The organism is Acetobacterium sp. K1/6, from assembly GCF_034438075.1.
In the GTDB taxonomy this organism is placed as follows: domain Bacteria; phylum Bacillota; class Clostridia; order Eubacteriales; family Eubacteriaceae; genus Acetobacterium; species Acetobacterium carbinolicum.
Genome location: NZ_JAXQGA010000031.1, coordinates 1 through 19,463, shown reverse-complemented (window position 1 = coordinate 19,463; position 19,463 = coordinate 1). Strand labels below are relative to the sequence as shown.

General features: G+C 37.0%; 27 protein-coding genes. 24 read left to right on the top strand and 3 right to left on the bottom strand.

What is annotated here, in order from left to right; all coding sequences use genetic code 11:
• Window positions 1–260: 260 nt before the first annotated feature.
• The 3 genes from U2P91_RS16845 to U2P91_RS16835 form a co-directional block, all read right to left on the bottom strand.
• Window positions 261–662, bottom strand: coding sequence for a DUF2513 domain-containing protein (locus U2P91_RS16845; protein ID WP_111889541.1), 402 nt, complete (start codon window positions 660–662; stop codon window positions 261–263).
• A gap of 216 nt (window positions 663–878) precedes the next feature.
• Window positions 879–1,304: a helix-turn-helix domain-containing protein gene (locus tag U2P91_RS16840; RefSeq protein ID WP_162624563.1), complete on the bottom strand. Its 426-nt coding sequence runs from the start codon at window positions 1,302–1,304 to the stop codon at window positions 879–881.
• 50 nt (window positions 1,305–1,354) lie between these two features.
• On the bottom strand, window positions 1,355–1,783 hold the full coding sequence (locus tag U2P91_RS16835) for a helix-turn-helix domain-containing protein (RefSeq protein WP_111889543.1): 429 nt from the start codon (window positions 1,781–1,783) through the stop codon (window positions 1,355–1,357).
• A 170-nt stretch (window positions 1,784–1,953) separates the two neighbouring features.
• Between U2P91_RS16835 and U2P91_RS17995 the strand changes: the two genes are divergently transcribed.
• From U2P91_RS17995 to U2P91_RS16720, 24 genes are all read left to right on the top strand, one after another.
• Window positions 1,954–2,190 (top strand): helix-turn-helix transcriptional regulator, encoded by a 237-nt coding sequence (locus U2P91_RS17995; RefSeq protein ID WP_111889544.1) that lies wholly within the window; start codon window positions 1,954–1,956, stop codon window positions 2,188–2,190.
• A 3-nt stretch (window positions 2,191–2,193) separates the two neighbouring features.
• Window positions 2,194–2,421 (top strand): hypothetical protein, encoded by a 228-nt coding sequence (locus U2P91_RS16830; protein ID WP_111889545.1) that lies wholly within the window; start codon window positions 2,194–2,196, stop codon window positions 2,419–2,421.
• Complete coding sequence (locus U2P91_RS16825) at window positions 2,405–2,596, top strand: hypothetical protein (RefSeq protein ID WP_111889546.1); 192 nt, start codon at window positions 2,405–2,407, stop codon at window positions 2,594–2,596. The genes U2P91_RS16830 and U2P91_RS16825 overlap by 17 nt, the downstream gene beginning before the upstream one ends.
• A gap of 15 nt (window positions 2,597–2,611) precedes the next feature.
• On the top strand, window positions 2,612–2,998 hold the full coding sequence (locus tag U2P91_RS16820; RefSeq protein ID WP_242988540.1) for a hypothetical protein: 387 nt from the start codon (window positions 2,612–2,614) through the stop codon (window positions 2,996–2,998).
• Between the two features lie 1,022 nt (window positions 2,999–4,020).
• Complete coding sequence (locus tag U2P91_RS16815; RefSeq protein WP_111889547.1) at window positions 4,021–4,302, top strand: hypothetical protein; 282 nt, start codon at window positions 4,021–4,023, stop codon at window positions 4,300–4,302.
• Window positions 4,299–5,231, top strand: a complete 933-nt coding sequence (locus tag U2P91_RS16810; RefSeq protein WP_111889548.1) for a replication initiator protein A — start codon at window positions 4,299–4,301, stop codon at window positions 5,229–5,231. Before U2P91_RS16815 ends, U2P91_RS16810 begins: the two co-directional genes overlap by 4 nt.
• 159 nt (window positions 5,232–5,390) lie before the next feature.
• Window positions 5,391–6,476 (top strand): hypothetical protein, encoded by a 1,086-nt coding sequence (locus U2P91_RS16805; RefSeq protein ID WP_111889549.1) that lies wholly within the window; start codon window positions 5,391–5,393, stop codon window positions 6,474–6,476.
• A 130-nt stretch (window positions 6,477–6,606) separates the two neighbouring features.
• Window positions 6,607–7,428, top strand: coding sequence for a ParA family protein (locus U2P91_RS16800; RefSeq protein WP_111889550.1), 822 nt, complete (start codon window positions 6,607–6,609; stop codon window positions 7,426–7,428).
• Between the two features lie 17 nt (window positions 7,429–7,445).
• Window positions 7,446–8,342: a ParB/RepB/Spo0J family partition protein gene (locus U2P91_RS16795; RefSeq protein WP_111889551.1), complete on the top strand. Its 897-nt coding sequence runs from the start codon at window positions 7,446–7,448 to the stop codon at window positions 8,340–8,342.
• Between the two features lie 53 nt (window positions 8,343–8,395).
• Window positions 8,396–8,821, top strand: coding sequence for a hypothetical protein (locus tag U2P91_RS16790; RefSeq protein ID WP_162624564.1), 426 nt, complete (start codon window positions 8,396–8,398; stop codon window positions 8,819–8,821).
• 1 nt (window position 8,822) lies between these two features.
• Complete coding sequence (locus U2P91_RS16785; protein WP_322520057.1) at window positions 8,823–9,689, top strand: hypothetical protein; 867 nt, start codon at window positions 8,823–8,825, stop codon at window positions 9,687–9,689.
• Between the two features lie 81 nt (window positions 9,690–9,770).
• Window positions 9,771–10,643, top strand: coding sequence for a ParB/RepB/Spo0J family partition protein (locus tag U2P91_RS16780; protein WP_111889555.1), 873 nt, complete (start codon window positions 9,771–9,773; stop codon window positions 10,641–10,643).
• Window positions 10,644–11,657 carry a relaxase/mobilization nuclease domain-containing protein gene (locus tag U2P91_RS16775; RefSeq protein WP_111889556.1) on the top strand — a complete coding sequence of 338 codons (1,014 nt, stop codon included), beginning with the start codon at window positions 10,644–10,646 and terminating at the stop codon, window positions 11,655–11,657. It abuts the gene before it with no gap.
• Window positions 11,658–12,018: 361 nt separating this feature from the next.
• Window positions 12,019–12,816, top strand: coding sequence for a hypothetical protein (locus U2P91_RS16770; RefSeq protein ID WP_111889557.1), 798 nt, complete (start codon window positions 12,019–12,021; stop codon window positions 12,814–12,816).
• Entirely contained in the window at window positions 12,809–12,955 is a 147-nt protein-coding gene (locus U2P91_RS16765) for a hypothetical protein (RefSeq protein WP_162624565.1), read from the top strand. Before U2P91_RS16770 ends, U2P91_RS16765 begins: the two co-directional genes overlap by 8 nt.
• Window positions 12,956–13,422: 467 nt before the next feature.
• On the top strand, window positions 13,423–14,352 hold the full coding sequence (locus U2P91_RS16760) for a hypothetical protein (RefSeq protein WP_111889559.1): 930 nt from the start codon (window positions 13,423–13,425) through the stop codon (window positions 14,350–14,352).
• A 94-nt stretch (window positions 14,353–14,446) separates the two neighbouring features.
• Window positions 14,447–15,103 (top strand): hypothetical protein, encoded by a 657-nt coding sequence (locus U2P91_RS16755; RefSeq protein ID WP_111889560.1) that lies wholly within the window; start codon window positions 14,447–14,449, stop codon window positions 15,101–15,103.
• A 114-nt stretch (window positions 15,104–15,217) separates the two neighbouring features.
• Window positions 15,218–15,565, top strand: coding sequence for a hypothetical protein (locus tag U2P91_RS16750; RefSeq protein WP_111889561.1), 348 nt, complete (start codon window positions 15,218–15,220; stop codon window positions 15,563–15,565).
• Between the two features lie 117 nt (window positions 15,566–15,682).
• Window positions 15,683–16,132, top strand: coding sequence for a hypothetical protein (locus tag U2P91_RS16745; RefSeq protein ID WP_111889562.1), 450 nt, complete (start codon window positions 15,683–15,685; stop codon window positions 16,130–16,132).
• 29 nt (window positions 16,133–16,161) lie between these two features.
• Entirely contained in the window at window positions 16,162–16,704 is a 543-nt protein-coding gene (locus U2P91_RS16740) for a plasmid mobilization protein (protein ID WP_111889563.1), read from the top strand.
• Between the two features lie 72 nt (window positions 16,705–16,776).
• Entirely contained in the window at window positions 16,777–17,208 is a 432-nt protein-coding gene (locus U2P91_RS16735; RefSeq protein ID WP_111889564.1) for a single-stranded DNA-binding protein, read from the top strand.
• A 133-nt stretch (window positions 17,209–17,341) separates the two neighbouring features.
• Entirely contained in the window at window positions 17,342–17,929 is a 588-nt protein-coding gene (locus U2P91_RS16730) for a DUF4406 domain-containing protein (protein WP_162624567.1), read from the top strand.
• 89 nt (window positions 17,930–18,018) lie between these two features.
• A complete protein-coding gene (locus U2P91_RS16725) occupies window positions 18,019–18,582 on the top strand; it encodes a hypothetical protein (RefSeq protein WP_111889566.1) in 564 nt (187 codons plus the stop codon).
• 119 nt (window positions 18,583–18,701) lie between these two features.
• Entirely contained in the window at window positions 18,702–19,421 is a 720-nt protein-coding gene (locus U2P91_RS16720; protein ID WP_111889567.1) for a DUF3991 domain-containing protein, read from the top strand.
• Window positions 19,422–19,463 lie beyond the last annotated feature (42 nt).

The window sequence follows — 19,463 nt, the reverse complement described above, 5'->3', positions numbered from 1 at the left end:
GCTGCCTAATCAAAACGCGAAAGGAGATTTATCTAAAAATTTCTAATTTCGTGTCTTGACAAGCGTGTACATTATATAATATTGGATAAGTAAAATCCTGATATGAATGATTTTACTTAAATAATTAGTGCTAATAAGAAACCTATTATAAGAATATTTCATGAAATACCGATTTTGATTATCTTAATCAAGAAAGTGTTCCAATGAATATTAAGTAATATCGGTGTATGTCGAATGTTGATATTGGCCAACTCCGATGGTTATTTCAAATTGAGATCTGTATTATTACAAATTTGTCTGTTAATTAATGCTGTGATTATTTGAACCGCGACATTTTCAATGACTCTTAGTGATACTGATGAAAAGTCTGCAGTCACTTCTTTTGTATCAGCCCATACTCGATCATCTCGAATATTATCAAGAAATTTGTGACCATCCCATGTTAATGAGTGGATATGGATAACAGGAATTAAGTCGCTGATATAATTCATTTTTGTGGCCTCAATGAAATTTGCTTCAGAAAGTTTGACCGCTGTGTAAATTATGTCATGGTTTTCATAAGGTTTAAGAATTACATTCTGTGCACATAAAGAAGAACCATGCTGGAGGTTATCTTCAATGTATAGTAATAGATCTCGGACACAGTCATGGTTCAGCTTCATTGAAATTCACCTTCACTCGATGTAATTGATTTTTTAGTAGACGGTTGTACATATAATAGTTCTGGGAAAACTTGATAGTGCGATGAGAGGGAATAAGTTTGATCCATAAAAGAATACCTTTCAAATATAAATATGTGTTGATTAAGGAGTATAAATCAAGGGAATTTGCGAATTCTTGAGATTCAAAAATTAGCAACACACTATATCCTCGCTATTCTAGCCAACTTCTTTTTTCGAGAGAGTAGATGGGACAAGGCCGGACTTAAAACCACCGGTTTCATCATTGTGATTTGTTTCTTCACTAGTAATTTGCTTAACGATTTCTTCAATACGGCCAATAAGTTTAATCTGTTGTTGTTCATTTACTTTTCTGAACACTTCAAGTAATTCTTCTTCATTTTCAGTAAGCAAACTTTCGGACACTGAAAAATATGTAGAATACTCTTTAGGGTCATCAGAAACACACAAAAGATAATCGGTTGTAACTTTAAATATTTTTGCAAGTTCTTTGATCGTTTCAGCTGTTAAAGGAACTTTCTCAGATTCATATTTCAAAATAGCGGAATTTTTGACTTTGAGAATATAGCCTAATTGTGTTTGGGTCCAACTTTTTTCAGATCTTAAAAATATAATTCTATTCACAATCATTCCTCTAAACCTTTTAGTGATGTTGTAGGCTTAACTTCGCTATTCTATCCAACTTCTTTTTTCGAGAGAGTAGATGGGGCAGCGCTGGACTTAAAATCACCAGTTTCATTATTGTGATTTGTCTTTTCACTAGTAATTTGCTTAACAATTTCTTCAATACGGCCAATAAGTTTAATCTGCTGACGATCGTTTACTTTTCTTAGAATCTCAAGGACTTCTATTTCATTTTCAGCAAGTAAATTCGTAGTTTGGAATATTTGCTCCGTGCACATTTCAGGATAATCAGTTCGACCAAGCAAATAATCGGTAGACACATTAAAATAATCCGCAAGCTTGACCACAGTTTCAAGGTCAGGAACACTATAACCTGTTTCGTAATTCGATATGGTTGTTTTTCCCACATCTAAAATTTTTCCGAGTTCAGCTTGGTTAATATTTTTTTGTTGTCGAAGTGTTTTCAATCGCAGATTCATAAATCCCGGCTCCTGACTACTAGGTTTTTCATAATTATAACACTTATTCAAATAGTTTGAATAAAGTTCAAGATAATCAATATATCATTGAGAAATAAGTTGACAGTCCAATAAAATTGGACTATAATTGCAATATGAAGTCCAAATATGTTGGATAAAGTGAGGTTGTTATGAAATTAATATACACAGATAGATTAAAAGAAGAAAGAGAAAAATGCGGATACTCCTATGCTGATATGTCAAAACTACTAGGATATAAAAGCCCGAGTACTTACATGTACATAGAGAAAGGAAGAACTACACCGAAGTTAGATGTAATGATTTCGATATCGAGCATATTTTCTAAACCGATCGAATATTTTTTTAACTTCGAAGTCCAAGAAAATTGGATAAACAGAAGAGATTGAGCGGTGGAAGAATTGAAAATTACAAAAATAATCACGAGCTATGATCGAAAAACAGGAATGATCATAGATAGAAAAATTATCGATGACACAGAAAAAGTAGATCCACGTGTTTTCTTTCTTCCAATATTTGAGACCTTGCATCACCAGGTGTTGGTTGATGCAGTGAAAGCGATGAAGAATGATCTTTATGGAATCACGAAAAAGGAGTCGGCTTATGATGAAAGAAGTTAAGGTTAGAGTGAATCTCAATACTGGTAAATCGACTGTTATCCGGGAAAGAATCGTTGCTGAAGATCTTCATGGAACGGATGCATATTGTGAACATATCATCGAGCTGCTAGAGGAAAACAACCTATTTTCTGCTCCAGTTGATGATTTTTGGCAAACACCATTTATTGTAAATTAGTTTAGGAGGCACACAATGGATCAGGGTTTTGCGTTATACGTACAAGAACAAAATAAAGATGTGGAAACTGACCAAGTTCGAAAAGATTTTAGGATTTCTTTAACTGATAAACAGTATGCAAATTTAAAACTAAAAGCATATCAGGCCGGTTTTAAAAATTCAGGAGATTTTATTCAGTCTTTTATAGGTGACCTGACAGGCTGGTCTTCCAGTGGCAGCGATGAACGTGATCTGGCATATCAATGGTATCAACGGGCACATGGAATGAGTGAATTCTATTACTATTTCCATTATTTTCTTTTCAATTACGACTATGATTTAGTGATGATGTCTGAACTGCTGGAAGATGATGAGTATTTTAGCGAAGTTTATAATGAGTACATTATGGAAGCCGATGGTTAAGATGTTCAAAGCAAAGAAGATTGCATTCAGTTACTAAAAGAAATTGTTGAAGCAGGTATTGAATTATAAAGCATGGTTATGTAATGAAATTGCGTTATTATCGAATCAGTTAATATAATAATCACTATTTTGAAAAAAATTAGAGGTGAAAGTATGATAAACAGCGAACAAAAAAAATTAAAAGAGCAGTTAGACATCTGCGATGAATCATTGAAAAAACTAAAGAAAGAAAACAATCCATAATCGCCTATGACAAAAGCAGAAGAAAATAGAATATATGGAGTAATCCTTGGAATGATTTCTATATCTTTAGGTATGCAAATCATTGATATTGAGGAATCAGAGGAATTAAGTGTGAAATATGGCTTGATATAAGACCTTTTCGAACAAATCAAATGCATTTACATAAACCGACTCCATGCTGCGCATCTTTTTTATGGAAAAGAATATCGGTATTCATCTGGGTTCGAGTCCCAGCTTTTCCACCAGTACGATAGTTAAAAACTATCAGGCGATCATTGACAAAGATATAGAATGAATTGCGACTTCGTTCTATATTATATCACGTATCATGGAGATCCAAAGATCCCTTCGGTCGATGAGGCTAAGCGCCGAAACGGAATAGATTCATCTGTTTTGCTAAAATATTCTCGTGGTAGAGAATAAGCGCAATGACACGGGGAGATTTGGCTATGCAGCGCTTAATGGTGCCGGCTTATGTAGCGGGATTCAGTTCTGTCCATCCCTAACCAGGAGAACTCTATGGTATGCCCTCGATTGGGGAAGCGATGTCAAATGCAATCAAATAAAAAAATCCCGGACAGGGTTTAATAATCCTGTCCGGTAATTATACCCGATTTCAACTGAAATAAACAACGAATTTATTCTTAGACTGCTATTTTTCACTAAATCTTTGACATATGTTAAAGATTGTCGTTAAACCCTATGGAAATGAATAATCAATTTGCCTTTTTCTAAGGGTGCATTGATTTTTTATTTTATCAAAGAGAAAGGGGAAAACGATGCAATATCTAACTGAGTATGATTTAAACGCTATTGATAATAATACGTTTAGGGTGCCACGTTTTCTATTCAGCGGTTCTTACCAGAAGATCAGCGCTGATAGTAAACTATTGTTTGCGCTGATGATGGAAGGCCACTCAATGGTCTTAGAAGAGCTGAGTAATGAATCGGGATATTCGCTAACGCTAATTAAAAAGTGCTTGAATGAATTAGCAAAAGCGGGGTTAATCCAAGTTCATGATTCTTTGATACTGATAACGCAAATGCGGAGGATTCTATGAATTATTTTACGATGTATGATGCAGACCAGTTTGCATTCATTAGAGTACCTAAAGAATTAATGACTAATCCGGTGTATAAAACTCTGTCTGCAGAAAGCAAGCTGCTTTATGGGGTACTGTTAGACCGGGTAAGTTTATCCAGAAAGAATAACTGGGTTGACGAATTGGGGCGGGTATTCATTATCTACACCCGTAAAGAAATAATGGAAATTATGGGTGCTGCGGATAAGAAAATCACCAGACTCTTCAATGAATTGAAAGAAAAAAGTCTCGTTGAGGAAAAAAGACAGGGACTACAAAAACCAAATTTGATTTATGTTGGTAAGTTTCTTGAGAATATGATAGTAAATAGTAGAGCTCCCACAGAGATGGAAGAAATGCATTATAATTGCTATTTGTTGCAGAACCGTCAAAACAACGATTCTGGATACGTCAAAATGACGATTCCGGAACCGTCAAAACAACGACTAAATAATACTAATATAAATAATACTGATATTAGTAATACTGAGATTCTATTCAGTCAGTCAAACAATGTCTCGGCTAAAAATGAGTTAAGCATGAAAGATGGATTGACGGAATTTGAAAAGATTGATTTCTACTTTGAAACGAAAGTGTTTTCGGAGAATAGAGAATCACAAGTCAATGATCAAATTATCGATGATATTAAAATGAATTTGTTGGACATGTATTTTGCGCCTGCAACAGTGGTCAATGGTGACAGTAAATGCCAGGAGTTAGTGAGAGCAGCACTAATGCGTCTGGAGCCAATTCATATTGACAATATTATTCATAAATTTAAAAATATCACGGATCGAATTGTCAATTCAAAAGCATACATTCAAACCATGCTTTACAATGAATCACTCGAAACGAACCTGTTTATGGTTAACCAAGTGGCCATTGATATTGCTGACTGGAAGGATTAGTAGAACCTATGAAGATGACGCATATGGAGGAGCTGATCAAGATGGGAGGAGCGGCTTTTGACTAGTGGTAATGAAAACTTAAAGCGGTCAACGCGAAAGAATGTTATAATATAATTTCTATCGTTGAGAGTTAGTATTAATATCAAAATGAGGTGGAGAATGAAGCCAATAAACGGTTATTTAATGAGTCGAGATAAAAAAATTGCCCAAATCGTCAATGACGACCTTGTTCCCATTGAATCAGGTCTTCTGCCTTTATATTTACAGCGAAATGGCGGCTTAGTAGAGTGGCTGGAAAGCCGGGCCATCGATCGGCACCGGACTAATTCACGATTGTTAAAACGGGTTTTGAGATTGACCAGTGCTGATGACGCGGAAGTTTCCATGCGAGTCAATGGATCAACGATCACTGATACTTACTGGATCAAATTGGATGAAGAAACAGGCTTAGATTATAATCAGGTTCGCTTTAGTCAGAATTATTTTGATAATTTAGCATTGTTGGGAGATCCGGACAGCTTTAATCAGGTGAACCGGCCTGAAATCATAAATAGTCGTACACCGGAACTGACAAATATCGGTTCTTTTGAAAAGTGCTGGCGTCTGGAAAATGGTCAATGGTGGTTATATAAGCTGGGTAATCAACTGGAAGTGTTTTCTGAATTGTTTATTCATGAATTAGGAAACTTAATGGGATTTAGTATGGCATACTGTGAAGCCTGGGACAAAGGAATTAAGAGCCGGGATTTCACAAATGGGGCAAAGTTGAACTATGAACCGGCAAGAAGTCTTGTTGGCGACGAGGTCGACTATGCGTTTAACTTCAATCGAATTCAGGAACTGAATGCGGCTATGGCCAGAGAATACCTGGATATTCTGTTTTTAGATACAATTTGTTTTAATATGGATCGTCATACTGAAAATTATGGATTTCTAAGAGATCCTGAAACTGGAGTATTCTTAAGTATGGCTCCAAATTTTGATAATAATATTGCACTAATCAGTAAAGGTTATCCATCAGATATTGAAAGAAAGAAAGATCTGTTTATTCACGATTTTCTTGAATTGTTCGATGAAATAACAGAGAGCTATCATATTCCGGTTCTCAATGAAGATCTGATTCGCCTGGCAATGCTTAATACAAATATAGAGGTGGATGCAGACTATATCGTGAAATTTATACTAAACGGCTATAACCAGTTGACCGATCGTTTTCGTCAGAGAGTAATAATAACAATTGGCTAGAATACGAAACTGAGACTTTTACTCAAAGTGTTTTACATAAAATTAATAACGAACTTTTTCCACCCGGTGGACGAAGTAAATAGAGATTCGAAAGGGTCTCTTTTTTTTACAAAATTTTGGAGGATATTAAATGGAAAAGAAATGTACGACAATTGCAATTGTTAATCAAAAAGGCGGTGTCGGAAAAACCACATCAACCTATAACTTGGGATGGGAATTAGGTAAATTAGGGAAAAAGGTGTTGCTGGTCGATCTGGACTCCCAGGGTAACTTGACTATGCAATCGGGGGTGCAAAGACCGGATGAACTGAGAATGACCATATCGACATTGATGACAAAATCGATTTATGATGAAGAACTTCCTGATAAAGAAGATGTCATCTTGCATAAAGAAATGGTTGATCTTCTCCCTTCGAATATTGAGTTATCGAATGTAGAAATTCAGCTGGTGAATGCAACCATGAGAGAGTTTGTTCTCAAAGGAATTCTTGATGAGTATAAAACCGACTATGATTATGTGCTTATTGACTGTATGCCGTCACTGCTTATGCTGCCGATCAATGCCTTGGCAGCAGCAGATATGGTCGTTATACCGGTTGCTCCAGAGTTTTGGGCAGTTAAAGGGATCGAAGCATTATTTAATACGATCAAAACGGTTAAGAAGAAACACATCAATCGGAAATTGGTGATTGGCGGAATTTTGATTACAAAGTATACGCCAAAACTAAAATCAACCAAAGAGATGGAAAATATTATTATGGATGTGTTTGGTGAACGGATCCACGTATATGATTCTAAAATACCATCATTATCCAAAGTAGCTGATGCTGGGAAGTTATCTCTTAGTGTCAGAGAATTGCATGACAAATTTACGATCAAAAGAGAAAAAGAAAGCATTATCAAAGCGGTTGAAGCATACGAGAGTTTAGCAAAAGAATTAGTTGAAAATTAACAAAGTAGGTGAAGGTAGTGGAGAATCAAAAAAATTACGATAGTATGTTTAATCTTGATGACGACGAGGATAGCTGTTTGGTCATGATTGAAACAGATCGTTTGATTGGATTTGGTGATCATATTTTTGCACCTTATTCGGAAGTGGATATGTTAGAACTGATGAAAAGTATAGAGTTAAGAGGGCTTCTGACACCTATTATTATTAGAGATCACCCCACTGAAACTGGGATGTTTGAAATATTGGCTGGACACAACCGGGTCAATGCTTGTAAGCGCCTGGGAATCGGAAAGATCCATGCCAGGATTATGGAGAACATCTCGGAAGATGAATCTAAACTAATTGTAATAGAAACGAATCTGATGCAGCGTAATATTGAAGACTTCAAATTATCTGATCGGGCCAGAATTATCACGGAGTGGCATAAACTAATAAAAAAACAGGGACTAAGAACGGATCTATTAAAAGAGAATACGGAAGACCATCACAGTGAAAAGGATGAGGAAAAACCATTTCACTTGGGAAAATCTCAAATATGTAATTATGTCAGAATAAATGATTTTCTATTTAGTGATTTAAAGGACTTAATGGATTTAGGTAAACTATCGATCAAGTCCTCAGTCGAATTAAGTTTTCTTGAGGAAGCTGATCAGGAACTGGTTCGGGATTTGATTAATGATGGCATTAGAATCACAGATTCAAAAGCTAAGGCAATAAAAAAACTTTCCCTGGATGAAGGATTAACGAAAGAATCGCTGGAACGATTATTGTACCAGAAAGATAATGAAAAAAAGAAAATACTCAAAATTCCAACGATTCTATTAACAAAGTATTTTGGGAACAAAGGAGAAGCTGAGATTATTTATATTCTGGAATTGGCCTTATCAAAATATTTTGAAAATAGTGAAAAGTAAGTCACTATGGCTACGCACATACCTTACATTACTTCTTCCGCTTGGTGGAAGAAGTGAATTTGAAGGAATTTTACAAGGAGGATTATGGTATTTATATCATATATAAAATGATGGCGAATTTAATTTGGGAAAAAGAATCGGGTGAAAAGCACTATGAAGACGATTTGGTGAAGTACGTCTGTTATGGTTGCGATAAAGAATTTATTGTTGGCAAGCACTTCGCTGAAACGTCCGATCAGTTACGGTGTCCATACTGTGGGCAAGTAAAAGATCTGGATGTAAGAGCAGAAGCGACTGGAGAATGGCTGGAAGAATTGGAGCTGGGATGTTTTGGAATCAGTTATACAATTGATGAGAATGGAAATCAAGTTATTCATCCACTTGATCTTTTTGTCAAAGAAATGTTTTACAATCGGCAGAATATGACGAGTGAAGATTTCAATAAGCGCTATGCTGAAGTAGTGCGACAAATTAATTGAAATGAACTGGGATAAGAAGATTCTTCGGGTTTTCCCAAAGAAAACCAGTTACACCCCTGAAGATCCCCTGACCTATTATCCGGATGGAATCATCCAGGCTCCGATGTTTTCACTTTTTCCAACGTTTGATGAGATTCATATTTCCTGTTCCTTTACCTGGGATAAGGACTATTGCATTAAGCTTCAGGAACAATACCAGGCATTTACAGACCGGCCAGTAAAAGTTGGTGGCCCCGGATTTGCAAGTGCAGTGGGTGATTTCGTGCCGGGCCTATATCTCAAGCCAAACATAATTTTTTCCAGCAGGGGCTGTAACAATCAATGTCCCTGGTGCATCGTGCCAAAGATTGAGGGTCGCATAAAAGAATTACCTATTTGTCCTGGAAACATTATCCAGGACAATAATTTTCTTCAGACCAGTAAAAAGCACAAAGATCAAGTCTTTGAAATGTTACGGTCGCAGCGACGGATCCAGTTTAAAGGTGGATTACAATCAAATTTGATCGATGATCATTTTGTTGAGAATGTAAGAAGTCTAAAAATTGATGAATTATGGTTGGCCTGTGACACAGATCAGTCGCTGCCGGCTTTCAGAACTGCCTGTGATAAGTTAATTAAAGGAGGATTTAATCGGGAAAAGATCAAGTGCTATGTCTTGATTGGCGATGATATGGAAGCGAATGAAAATCGGCTCCAGGAAGTATACCGGATGGGAGCCATGCCCTTTGCCCAACTAAGGCGGGATTTCAAACCGTTTAAAACCGAGTATTCAATGGAATGGAAAGCGTTCACCAGACAATGGCAGCGACCGGCGTCGATCAAAGCACATATGGAACGAGGAACACAATTTAGAGACTACTCAACATAGAATCTTGTTTCCTCGGGAAACAAAATCAATTGGACCCAAACAGGGTCTTTTATTTTTTATATGAAAGGATGTTAAGTAAATATGGCTGATTATTCTGAATCTTCAATTTATGCTAGAATTGAAGTTAATCGTCTCATTGATTTCAAGAATCACATTTTTACCAAGTATAATGAAAGTGAAATGAAATCGATGATGGAAAGTATTGAAGATATGGGAGTGACAGATCCGATCCTGGTTCGACCACATAATGAGTATGAGGGGATGTTTGAGATTATTTCCGGCCATAATCGTGTGCAAGCCTGTAAAAGACTCGGAAAAAGAGATATCCATGCGGTTATCTATGAGGAATTAAAAGACGATAGCGCTGCTGAACTGATGCTCATTGAAACAAATATAAAAAAACGCAACCTCAATGATTTCAAAATATCTGAGAAAGCAAAAATTGTAGCCAGACGTTATAAACTGATGAAGAACTTAAATAAAAGAAAAGATCAATTATCAGATATTGAACGATCTAAATTCAATGAATTGGAAAAGGACAATCCTTTCAACATTGGTACACGACAGATTTTTTATTACGTACAGATTGATGATAATCTGACCACAGGGTTAAAAGATCTCTGTGATTCAGGGAAACTGGGTGTCAAGTCGGCAGTGGAGCTGTCTTATCTTTCTGATGCCGAACAGGATGTGGTGAGATCCTTTATGCTGGATGGAAATAAGCTATCCTATCATAAAGCAAACATCATCCGGAAAAAAGCGGAAAGTGTCGAAATTTCGATTGAAGTGCTCAATGATATCTTTAATGATAAGGCTTTAAAAAAGAAGCCGGAAAAGACCTTTAAAATCTCACCAGAGATTATCGAAAAATACTTTCCAGATCTGGAGGATGAAGGTGACATCCAGATGACGGTTGAGTTGGCATTGGATCAGTATTTTTCTCAAAGCAGTTAAATGGCAGTATTTAAAATCATCAAATTCAAGCATGGACAAACTAAAACCGGAATGCGGCACTGTATTGATTACACCAAGAAAATGGAAGCAGAAAATCACCTTGTGTCAACCATAAACTGTTCGTCTGAGAGTGCCTATGAAGAATTTATGCTGATCAAAAATATGTATAACAAGGATAGTGGACGGCTATATATTCATGCCGAACAGAGCTTTCCACCAGAAATACAGGATATGCAGCTTGTCCATGAAATCGGACGCCGACTGATAGAAGAAACCGATATTTTTAACGGTTTCCAGGTCGTCATTGGAACCCATACGGATCGGGATCATATCCATAACCATTTCTGCATCAACTCAGTCAATGCTGAAACCGGTGAAAAATGGCATATCAGCAAAGCGGATCTGGAGGACATCAAGAATAAATCCATGGAGTTGTGTCGGGAGGAAAATATCCGGATCTGGTGGGATAAGCAAAATGACCAGGATCAGGTGATTCAGCCTGAAGACAATAATGAAAAGCTTCATACGGTTAAACAGGGAGAATATGAAAAGCAGAAACAGGGACAGAGCTGGAAGTATGAATTATTTCTGGCTGTTAAAGAGTGCGTAAAGCATTCCTTTAGCCAGGATGAATTTATAACCAATATGGAAAAACTTGGTTATGAAGTCCAATGGGATCATCATAAGCATATCACGTTTACGACACCGGATGGTAAAAAGTGCAGAAATAATAAACTCTATCCGCCGGAGCGGTTTACTAAAGAAAAATTACTGGAGCAGTTTGAGAGAAATTGCCAAAGAAGAAGTGAGCGGACGAAAAAAATGCACCAGAAAGAAATGGATGAATTTGCTAGAAATGCCAGGAATATTCTTACCGCTTTACGATCCGGCAAGAGTAAGGAGTCTAATTATTATCCATTAACTCACATGAAAAAGAAACTGGAAGGAGAAGCGCTAAAAGAAAAGATCAAGCAAAAAGAAAACAGTAGCTATGATTGGGAACATGAATTATAAATTTGTTTCCCGAGGAAACGTGATGATTAAAAATAAACTTATTTCTTTAAAGTAAACATGCACAATACGCACCCGGTGCAGTAGCCAATCAAGCCGGAGAGCGGATCAAAAAGTGCACCCGGTGCAGTAGCCGATCAAGCCGGAGAGCGGATCAAAAAGTGCACCCGGTGCAGTAGCCGATCAAGCCGGAGGGCGGATCAAAAAGTGCACCCGGTGCAGTAGTCGATCAAACCGGAGAGCGGATCAAAAAGTGCACCCGGTGCAGTAGCAGACCAGACTGGATGATCGGAGCAAAAAACGCACTCGGTGCGTAACGATGGACTGACATGAAAATATAAAAATTCAAAGGAGTGTAAGATTAATGAAGAATAAAGGCAGATCATTCGATCAAATGGTTTTCAATAAAAAGCCTAAGAAAGCATGGGGACTAAAGGAAGATGAAACAGTGGTGGAATCACCCAGAGATGATTATGAGGATGCAATAGTCAGTGAGGTTGAACCGGATCTTCCTCAGTCAGATGTTGATCAATTAAAACATAAAGTGGATCATCCACTTGAAAAAAATGATCATGACCGATTACCGATTGAAAATCAACGAGCAGATTTAACCAATCAAAATAACGATAATAATTCAAGTGATGAGATTGTCATCAAAGCTGATCACAAAGATATTACGACATTGGAGAAAATTATCGCCAAGCTTCAGGCTGAAAAAGAAGAATTAGCATTAGAAAATGACCGGTTAAAATTTCATAACAGCGAAATGAAAGAAATTATCGTGGATATGGGCTTAACCGGAAAAATGGAATTGCTGGAAAATTATAAAAATGAAAGTGAAAAGAAAGATTTCATCATTAAAAAACTTAAAAATAAATTAAATGATAATCAAGCCTACATTGAAAATCTAAAAACTAATTTATTTTCTGGAATAAATCAGCTGTTTGAACAAAAACCCACGCAGAAACTTCAAATTGAAGAAATTAAAAACGAAAATATTTCGAAAATCCCAGGTGAAAGCGAAGAATCCATCGAAAATAAGGTTTTAAATTTAAAAAGTGAAGGGAAAAGCCCCCGACAGATAGCAAGTATCACAAATTTAACTACAATAAAAATCGATGAAATTCTAAAAAAGCATGAAAGGGTCGAAAAACATGCCTAAATTATGGCCGATCAGTCCCATATTTTCTTTTTCAATCACCCGGGCGTTACAAATGCCCATTTGTAACGCCCAAAAGACCGGAGTTGGGACGAAGGGCAAGATTCCCGAATGTTTACAGATGGGCGAACGGCCCATCTGAAACATTCAGATCTTGTTTTCTCCTTCTGAGAAAATGAAGTATGGGGGACACCCCCAAACCCCCGGAAATAAGATTCCTGTTTCCTCGGGAAACAAAAATAGATTTTCAAAAATAGATTTTCAAAAATAGATTTTAAAGAAGGAAATAATGTTGTTTATGGGATTACTAAAAATATCTTTAATTATCATTGCAGTATTTGGTGTCGGTATGTTTTTGATAGGATGGAAAGTTCTTCACATTGATCAAATAATTTCTATTGGAAAAGCAATCTTTATCACATCTTTATCGGCTTATTTTTGTTGGTATATTCTTGAATATTTATTTTTATAGTTTTAGTAATTCTATATTGTTCATGAGATATGTAAAAATTGATGAGAAAGATATTAAAATTAAATTGAAAAATAATTAGATTAATTTGTTGGACTTTTAATAAAATGTTCTATTTTAAAATGCAAGGAGTGAATGTAGTGCCAAAGATCGAATATGTATCTAAGAAATTTCGGCAGACCAGCCTTGAACTAATCCGGAGAATAAATGCTGTCATAACAGACTATGAAGCCCAGGGTTACAGCTTGACGTTAAGACAAGTCTATTATCAAATGGTAGCACGAGATATTATTCCCAATAATGAAAGAAGCTATAAAAATTTGGGTGCACTGATTAATGATGCTAGACTGGCAGGATTGATCGACTGGAATGCGATTGAAGATCGCACCCGAAATATCCGAGGTCGTACTCATTGGGAGAAACCAGGAGATGTAATTAAGGCTGCTGCATATAACTATCATTTAGATTATTGGCAGGATCAAGACAATTATGTTGAGGTTTGGGTAGAAAAGGATGCACTAGTAGGAGTAGTTGGCAGAATCTGTGACCAGCTGGATCTCAAATATTTTTCTTGCCGAGGGTATGTAAGTCAATCAGAAATGTGGGTTGCTGCCAAAAGATTAGAGAAAAGACAACGTGAAGGCAAGAATATTGTTCTGCTGCACCTGGGCGATCACGATCCAAGTGGAATAGATATGAGCCGGGACATCCTGGACAGATTGAATGTTTTTGAAACGGACGATATTGAATTCAAAAGATTAGCTTTGAACATGGAGCAAGTTGAAGAATACAACCCACCGCCCAATCCTACCAAATTGACGGATAGCCGTGCCACTAAATACCTTTCGGACTTTGGTCATGAATGCTGGGAGCTGGATGCGCTGGAGCCTAAAGTAATTGATGCACTTATTAAGGACAATGTACTTAAGTTTCGGGATGAAAAAAATTATAAGCAGATCAAAGAGAAAGAAGCATTAGGAATAGAATTCTTAGAAGAAATTGCAGAGAACTTTGACCGTATTGAGCAGAATTGGCATGATATTACAAGCCATTATTTGGGTGATTTGTGAGTAGAAAAATGTCAAATCAATCTGAAAGTATGAGGATTTTTGATAAAACAGATGGACATTTGATAATAGGATTAAATAGTGGAGGATATAATCGATGAATAGTGATGGGCGGAGTGAAGGCGGAGGTCGATTCATATTTTTAGTTGTTATTGTAATTGCTGCTACTGGATTAATTGGTTATATAAGCAAAAGTAATGATCTCCAATATCTAAACAAACCGGTAGTTGAAAGAATTGATGAAATTATATTTTTGAGTGATTCAAATACTGAAACAGCCGACTTGTATCGAATAAGGGCGGAGGATGGGTTAATCGAGATATATCACAATAGCGAGAATTATAAAGCTGTTTATAAAGTCAAAGATGCAGATTCCCTGGAATTCCAATCGCCAGCTGGTGAAACAATGGTCGCTAAGTACATAGATTATTCAACGCCTGAAATAATCGAAAAAATTGATATCTTTAATTATGTATACAATGTTATGAAAGGGAGCAGTTCCATTGATGAACAGATTAAGCTGAAGCTTTCTGGCAATAATACGGCTGAGATTGTATTAAATAATGAAAACATGATAAATAAACAAACTAGCGGAGTTGAAAATGACGGTGTGATCGGAAAGGCAGCAGTATGGTTGCTATTAATTATTGTGGGTGGCATTATCGCAGTCGTAGTTGTTTTGATCACTGTCTCGAATTACTGGTTAAAAAAAGAGCGAAAAAAAATCGACGATGAATGGAAAAGTATGTTTTAGCAAAACATTGATCATTAGATTAATAAAGGAAAAAAGACATTTGAGAATATAAAAAATGCCAAATCTGTTTCCTCGGGAAACAGGATTAAAAAAATAACATAGGAGGATAAATCAATGAATGAACTGGAATTTAAAAATACTGCTGAATTTGCAAACTGGGCAAATGACAAAGAAATTTTCAATCTGGAATATCTTGGGACCCTGGGTGGCAGAAAAAGCCAAAACTGTTTCGAAGCAGATATTGAAAAGAATGGGGTCTATCTTATCTGTATTGAAAAAAGCGAAACAGAAATATTTCTAAATAGCTTTAAGGAATTGTCGGATTGGCAAGGAAAAACCGAAGTCACAGATCTGATCAACAATGGATTGAGTGATATCTTTGTCGGATTCAATCAATTTGTTGCTCAAAACGATGGTCAAGAAATTTGGATTTATATCGATGCAGTTTCCTGTTCTTTATAAAAATCTTGTTTCCTCGGGAAACAGGATAAAGGTAATTATGAAAAAATTAGACGCTTTAAAGGTCGCGTTTTGTCTAAGGAGATCAATTATGTTAAAAATTAAAGATAGGAGTTAAAAATGGAATTTTTAAAAGCTATTGGATCAGCTTGCTTGGTGTTTTTTGTATTTGTGATTGCATTGTTTTTGGTGTTTGTTTTATCAGATCAAATCTTAGTGAGTTTGAACGAGGTATTTGCAGAGCCATACTATCAAATGGATTCAACTACTTTCGAAATGATACCCCCTCAAAATGTTGAGGATGAAAGTAAGATTCAATTTTCGAAAATTCAGTTCAACGCAAATTTAATTACGATGGTTCTGTATCCGACATATCATGTTTTTATGGCTGATTTTATGGTGAACGAAGCAACTACTGCTGATAAATATTTAGCAGAAGGTACTTTTATTAATCCAGAGAATCAAACGCAATATACAATTCGTCCGATTAAAGTTAATGGATCAAGACAGGTTAAACAAATTCAGATACTGATTGGTGATGAAGTAATTCAAATATTAAATAAACAGTAAGTGTTCTATTTGTTTCCTCGGGAAACAAGATGGAGGTGATTAAGATAAAAAAGAAAACACTTTGCAGCTTGCGTCTGGAAAAAGAATTGTCCCAGGACGCCCTGGCAACGATGCTGGGAGTCTCACGAAAAAAGATTTATCGATATGAAAATGGGTTAACCATTCCCAGTGATGAAATAAAGCAGCAGCTGGGCCTGATCTTCTACCTGAGCCGGGATGATCTGGATGAAGTCATTAAAAATACCATTGACGCTGCCAAAGAAAAAAGCCAAACCTATCCCTGCACCATCTCGTTTCGTTGTACAGCGGATATGTATGAAAAAATAGAAACCAATGCAAAAATGGCCAACATGACAGTGGGCCAATATGTCAGAGAAACCTATGCCGGGGGGCAGTTAGTCGTTTTAGACGGACTCAAAGATTTTTCAAAGGATCTGACCAGGATCGGGACGAATCTTAATCAATTGACCAAGCTGTGTCATATGGGGAAGATCAATGCCCCGGAATTAAAATCAGTACAGAAAACACTAACGGAGATTTATATCAAGCTGAATCGTATTATCAGCAAATGATGTGAATCTTTTTTTATTGGATCATTTCTGTTTCCTCGGGAAACAGGGAAATATAAATTAAAGGAGAAGTTGATGAACAAAGTAAATTTAGTTGGCAGGCTGACCAGAGATCCGGAGGTGAAAAATACCACCACAGGTAAGGCCGTAGCGACATTCACCCTGGCGGTGGATCGGCGCTTTAAAAACAAAGACGGACAAAAGGAAGCTGATTTCGTACCCATTGTGGTATGGGGTAAGCAGGCCGAGTTTGTCGGACAGTATTTATCCAAGGGCAGTCAAATTGGGGTGTCAGGGCGATTACAGGTGCGGAGCTATGATGGCCAGGATGGTCAGCGTCGGTACGTGACCGAAGTGGTAGCCGATGAGGTCTATTTCATTTCTACCAAGCGAAAGGAGAATAACGGCAGCAATCCAAATGGCTTGTCTCCCGAAATGGGAAATGGGGTGATGGGACTTGATGAAGATTTTCACCTAATGGCTGACGAAGACGATATCCCTTTTTGAAGTGATTCTGATCAATGAACTGCTTAAAGAAGGAGAAACTTACCAGATAGATATCACAAATGATGATCTGTTTTTTTTATGTAATGACTCAAAGCTGTTTCCTAAGGAAACAAAAACAAGGGGGATAACTGACATGAAAATGGTATATGTGTGTTCGCCACTCAAGGCGAACGAAGAAAGAAGCATGGAAGACAATATGAATCGGGCTAAAGAATGGTGCCGGCAGGCCAGCGAATTAAATGTACTGCCACTGGCTCCCCATACCATCTTTACCCAATACCTGGACGACACCATCCCAAGTCAGCGGAATAAGGGTCTTGAAATGGGGATCGAACTGCTTAAGCAATGCAAAGAGATATGGGTGCATGGTAATACCTTATCTGAAGGCATGATCAGTGAGATTATTTTGGCCAAAGAAATGAATAAACCGATTATTGCAAAAGATATGGATCGGGAAACCTATATAAATTTCATGGCCTATCAGGGGGTATTCAAAGAAGCGTTTTCAAATGAACAGTGGGAACTGGTATGCGTCGGACTCGACGAGGGACTGGATGTATCAAGCTATGCCCGATCCAATGTACCAGCCGATCAGATGATGGAACGGATTGCCCAGTTAAAACAGGGAATCGAAAATGAACCGACGATTATTGATATTTCCGAAAGAAATCGCTTTGAACCGGAACCGGATAATGAAGAAGACTGGGCGCAGGAAGCATAAGCCTGTTTCCCGAGGAAACAGGAAATGGAAAGGATAAGGTAATGGTCAATCTATTGCAGTGCAGCATGTGAAGTTGGAAAGGACAACCGATGTTAAATGAAATTAATAAAATTACTGAATATCATAAACAAGAAAAAGAAATTGAAAAAGAAAAAAATCGTAGGCGAACAAGAATTAACGTTGTAGTAATTTGTATAATTGTAGCTTCTATATTGTTTCCATTTTGGAGCAGTTATAGTGGGGAAAAGGATGATTTATTAGCTCAAACCGTCTTTGAACGGATGGAGGGTTATTCATTTGAGAATAAAGAAGATGAGAATGGTAAATGGAAGCGTGTCATGTTTTATAGTGATGGCTTTTTATATTATTACAGTGGCAAAAACATAGATACCACAATAAATGAAGAATCAATTCAATATATGTATAAGCAAATTGGTGACGATTCTTTTCAATTTTTTACTGAAGGACACGTTGTTGAGGGGCAATTCATCAATTATTACACATCGGAGGAATTGAAACAGGAAATGACTTTTATCAGCTTTTTTAAAGATGGCATTCCCGGAAGCTATAATTATCGGGGGACCCTTAATAAAGGACAATTAAAACTAATTGATGAAGAAGGGGAGGTATACATACTTGAGCGGGTTGAATAATAAAATCGCAGGAGTTTGCAAAACTCATGATCCAGGCACGATAAGCTGGAAGTGGAGTACGATGATAGTCAGGTAAAAAAAGCCTGAATCTGTTTCCCGAGGAAACAGGAAAGGAGAGAATGATGGGGCGTTTACCGGAGGAAGTGTTTGAAAAGGTCAAAGCGATCAGCATCGTTGATTATGCCATGGCCAACGGTTATGAGCTGGTTGAAATTGGAAATCAAGTTAAAATCAGAAATGAAGGCGGGTTATTTATTGATCCTGATTTAAACCGATGGAATCGGCTTTCCGATGATTCAAAAGAAGCGGGTGGTGGGATCATTCAGTTTGTGATGTATATGAAGGAAAAAAACAAGGGCGAAGCGATCCATGAACTGGCAGCCTTTATTAATCATCATCCCGAACCCAGTGAGGTGGCAAAAACTTATATCAAAAAAGCCAGGGAGTATAAAAAAACCAATGATGGAATCTTTAAGCCACCAGAAAAATCCGCCAATTATCGGCGGATTTTTGCTTATCTGGTAAAAACTCGCTGCATTGATCCGGAGGTGGTCAATTACTATGTCAAACAACATAAAATTTATGAAGACAATAATCATAATTGTGCCTTTTGTGGGTTTGATGAAAATGGAGTAGTTAAGAGCATTTCCCTTCGGGGAACCTATGATGTCCCCGGAAAGGAACCATTTAAAGGGATCGTAGAAAATTCAGATAAGCACTACCCTTTTGTCCATGAAGGTAAAGGCAATCAAGTGTTGGTGTACGAAGCACCCATTGACATGCTCTCCTATCAAACCATTAAACTGGATTGTCAACACTTTTTCAGACAACTTTTTTAAGGTCTGCTGTTTTGAATTCAATCGGCGTCATATAATCAAGAG

What these genes read in the sequence shown, in the direction of transcription:
- U2P91_RS16750 (WP_111889561.1), top strand. Translation starts at nt 15,218, where the DNA reads ATGAATGAACTGGAATTTAAAAATACTGCTGAATTTGCAAACTGGGCA.
- U2P91_RS16720 (WP_111889567.1), top strand. Translation starts at nt 18,702, where the DNA reads ATGATGGGGCGTTTACCGGAGGAAGTGTTTGAAAAGGTCAAAGCGATC.
- U2P91_RS16820 (WP_242988540.1), top strand. Translation starts at nt 2,612, where the DNA reads ATGGATCAGGGTTTTGCGTTATACGTACAAGAACAAAATAAAGATGTG.
- U2P91_RS16825 (WP_111889546.1), top strand. Translation starts at nt 2,405, where the DNA reads ATGATGAAAGAAGTTAAGGTTAGAGTGAATCTCAATACTGGTAAATCG.
- U2P91_RS17995 (WP_111889544.1), top strand. Translation starts at nt 1,954, where the DNA reads ATGAAATTAATATACACAGATAGATTAAAAGAAGAAAGAGAAAAATGC.
- U2P91_RS16815 (WP_111889547.1), top strand. Translation starts at nt 4,021, where the DNA reads ATGCAATATCTAACTGAGTATGATTTAAACGCTATTGATAATAATACG.
- U2P91_RS16725 (WP_111889566.1), top strand. Translation starts at nt 18,019, where the DNA reads ATGTTAAATGAAATTAATAAAATTACTGAATATCATAAACAAGAAAAA.
- U2P91_RS16735 (WP_111889564.1), top strand. Translation starts at nt 16,777, where the DNA reads ATGAACAAAGTAAATTTAGTTGGCAGGCTGACCAGAGATCCGGAGGTG.
- U2P91_RS16775 (WP_111889556.1), top strand. Translation starts at nt 10,644, where the DNA reads ATGGCAGTATTTAAAATCATCAAATTCAAGCATGGACAAACTAAAACC.
- U2P91_RS16765 (WP_162624565.1), top strand. Translation starts at nt 12,809, where the DNA reads ATGCCTAAATTATGGCCGATCAGTCCCATATTTTCTTTTTCAATCACC.
- U2P91_RS16845 (WP_111889541.1), bottom strand. Translation starts at nt 662, where the DNA reads ATGAAGCTGAACCATGACTGTGTCCGAGATCTATTACTATACATTGAA.
- U2P91_RS16745 (WP_111889562.1), top strand. Translation starts at nt 15,683, where the DNA reads ATGGAATTTTTAAAAGCTATTGGATCAGCTTGCTTGGTGTTTTTTGTA.
- U2P91_RS16740 (WP_111889563.1), top strand. Translation starts at nt 16,162, where the DNA reads ATGGAGGTGATTAAGATAAAAAAGAAAACACTTTGCAGCTTGCGTCTG.
- U2P91_RS16730 (WP_162624567.1), top strand. Translation starts at nt 17,342, where the DNA reads ATGAAAATGGTATATGTGTGTTCGCCACTCAAGGCGAACGAAGAAAGA.
- U2P91_RS16755 (WP_111889560.1), top strand. Translation starts at nt 14,447, where the DNA reads ATGAATAGTGATGGGCGGAGTGAAGGCGGAGGTCGATTCATATTTTTA.
- U2P91_RS16785 (WP_322520057.1), top strand. Translation starts at nt 8,823, where the DNA reads ATGAACTGGGATAAGAAGATTCTTCGGGTTTTCCCAAAGAAAACCAGT.
- U2P91_RS16835 (WP_111889543.1), bottom strand. Translation starts at nt 1,783, where the DNA reads ATGAATCTGCGATTGAAAACACTTCGACAACAAAAAAATATTAACCAA.
- U2P91_RS16770 (WP_111889557.1), top strand. Translation starts at nt 12,019, where the DNA reads ATGAAGAATAAAGGCAGATCATTCGATCAAATGGTTTTCAATAAAAAG.
- U2P91_RS16800 (WP_111889550.1), top strand. Translation starts at nt 6,607, where the DNA reads ATGGAAAAGAAATGTACGACAATTGCAATTGTTAATCAAAAAGGCGGT.
- U2P91_RS16780 (WP_111889555.1), top strand. Translation starts at nt 9,771, where the DNA reads ATGGCTGATTATTCTGAATCTTCAATTTATGCTAGAATTGAAGTTAAT.
- U2P91_RS16805 (WP_111889549.1), top strand. Translation starts at nt 5,391, where the DNA reads ATGAAGCCAATAAACGGTTATTTAATGAGTCGAGATAAAAAAATTGCC.
- U2P91_RS16810 (WP_111889548.1), top strand. Translation starts at nt 4,299, where the DNA reads ATGAATTATTTTACGATGTATGATGCAGACCAGTTTGCATTCATTAGA.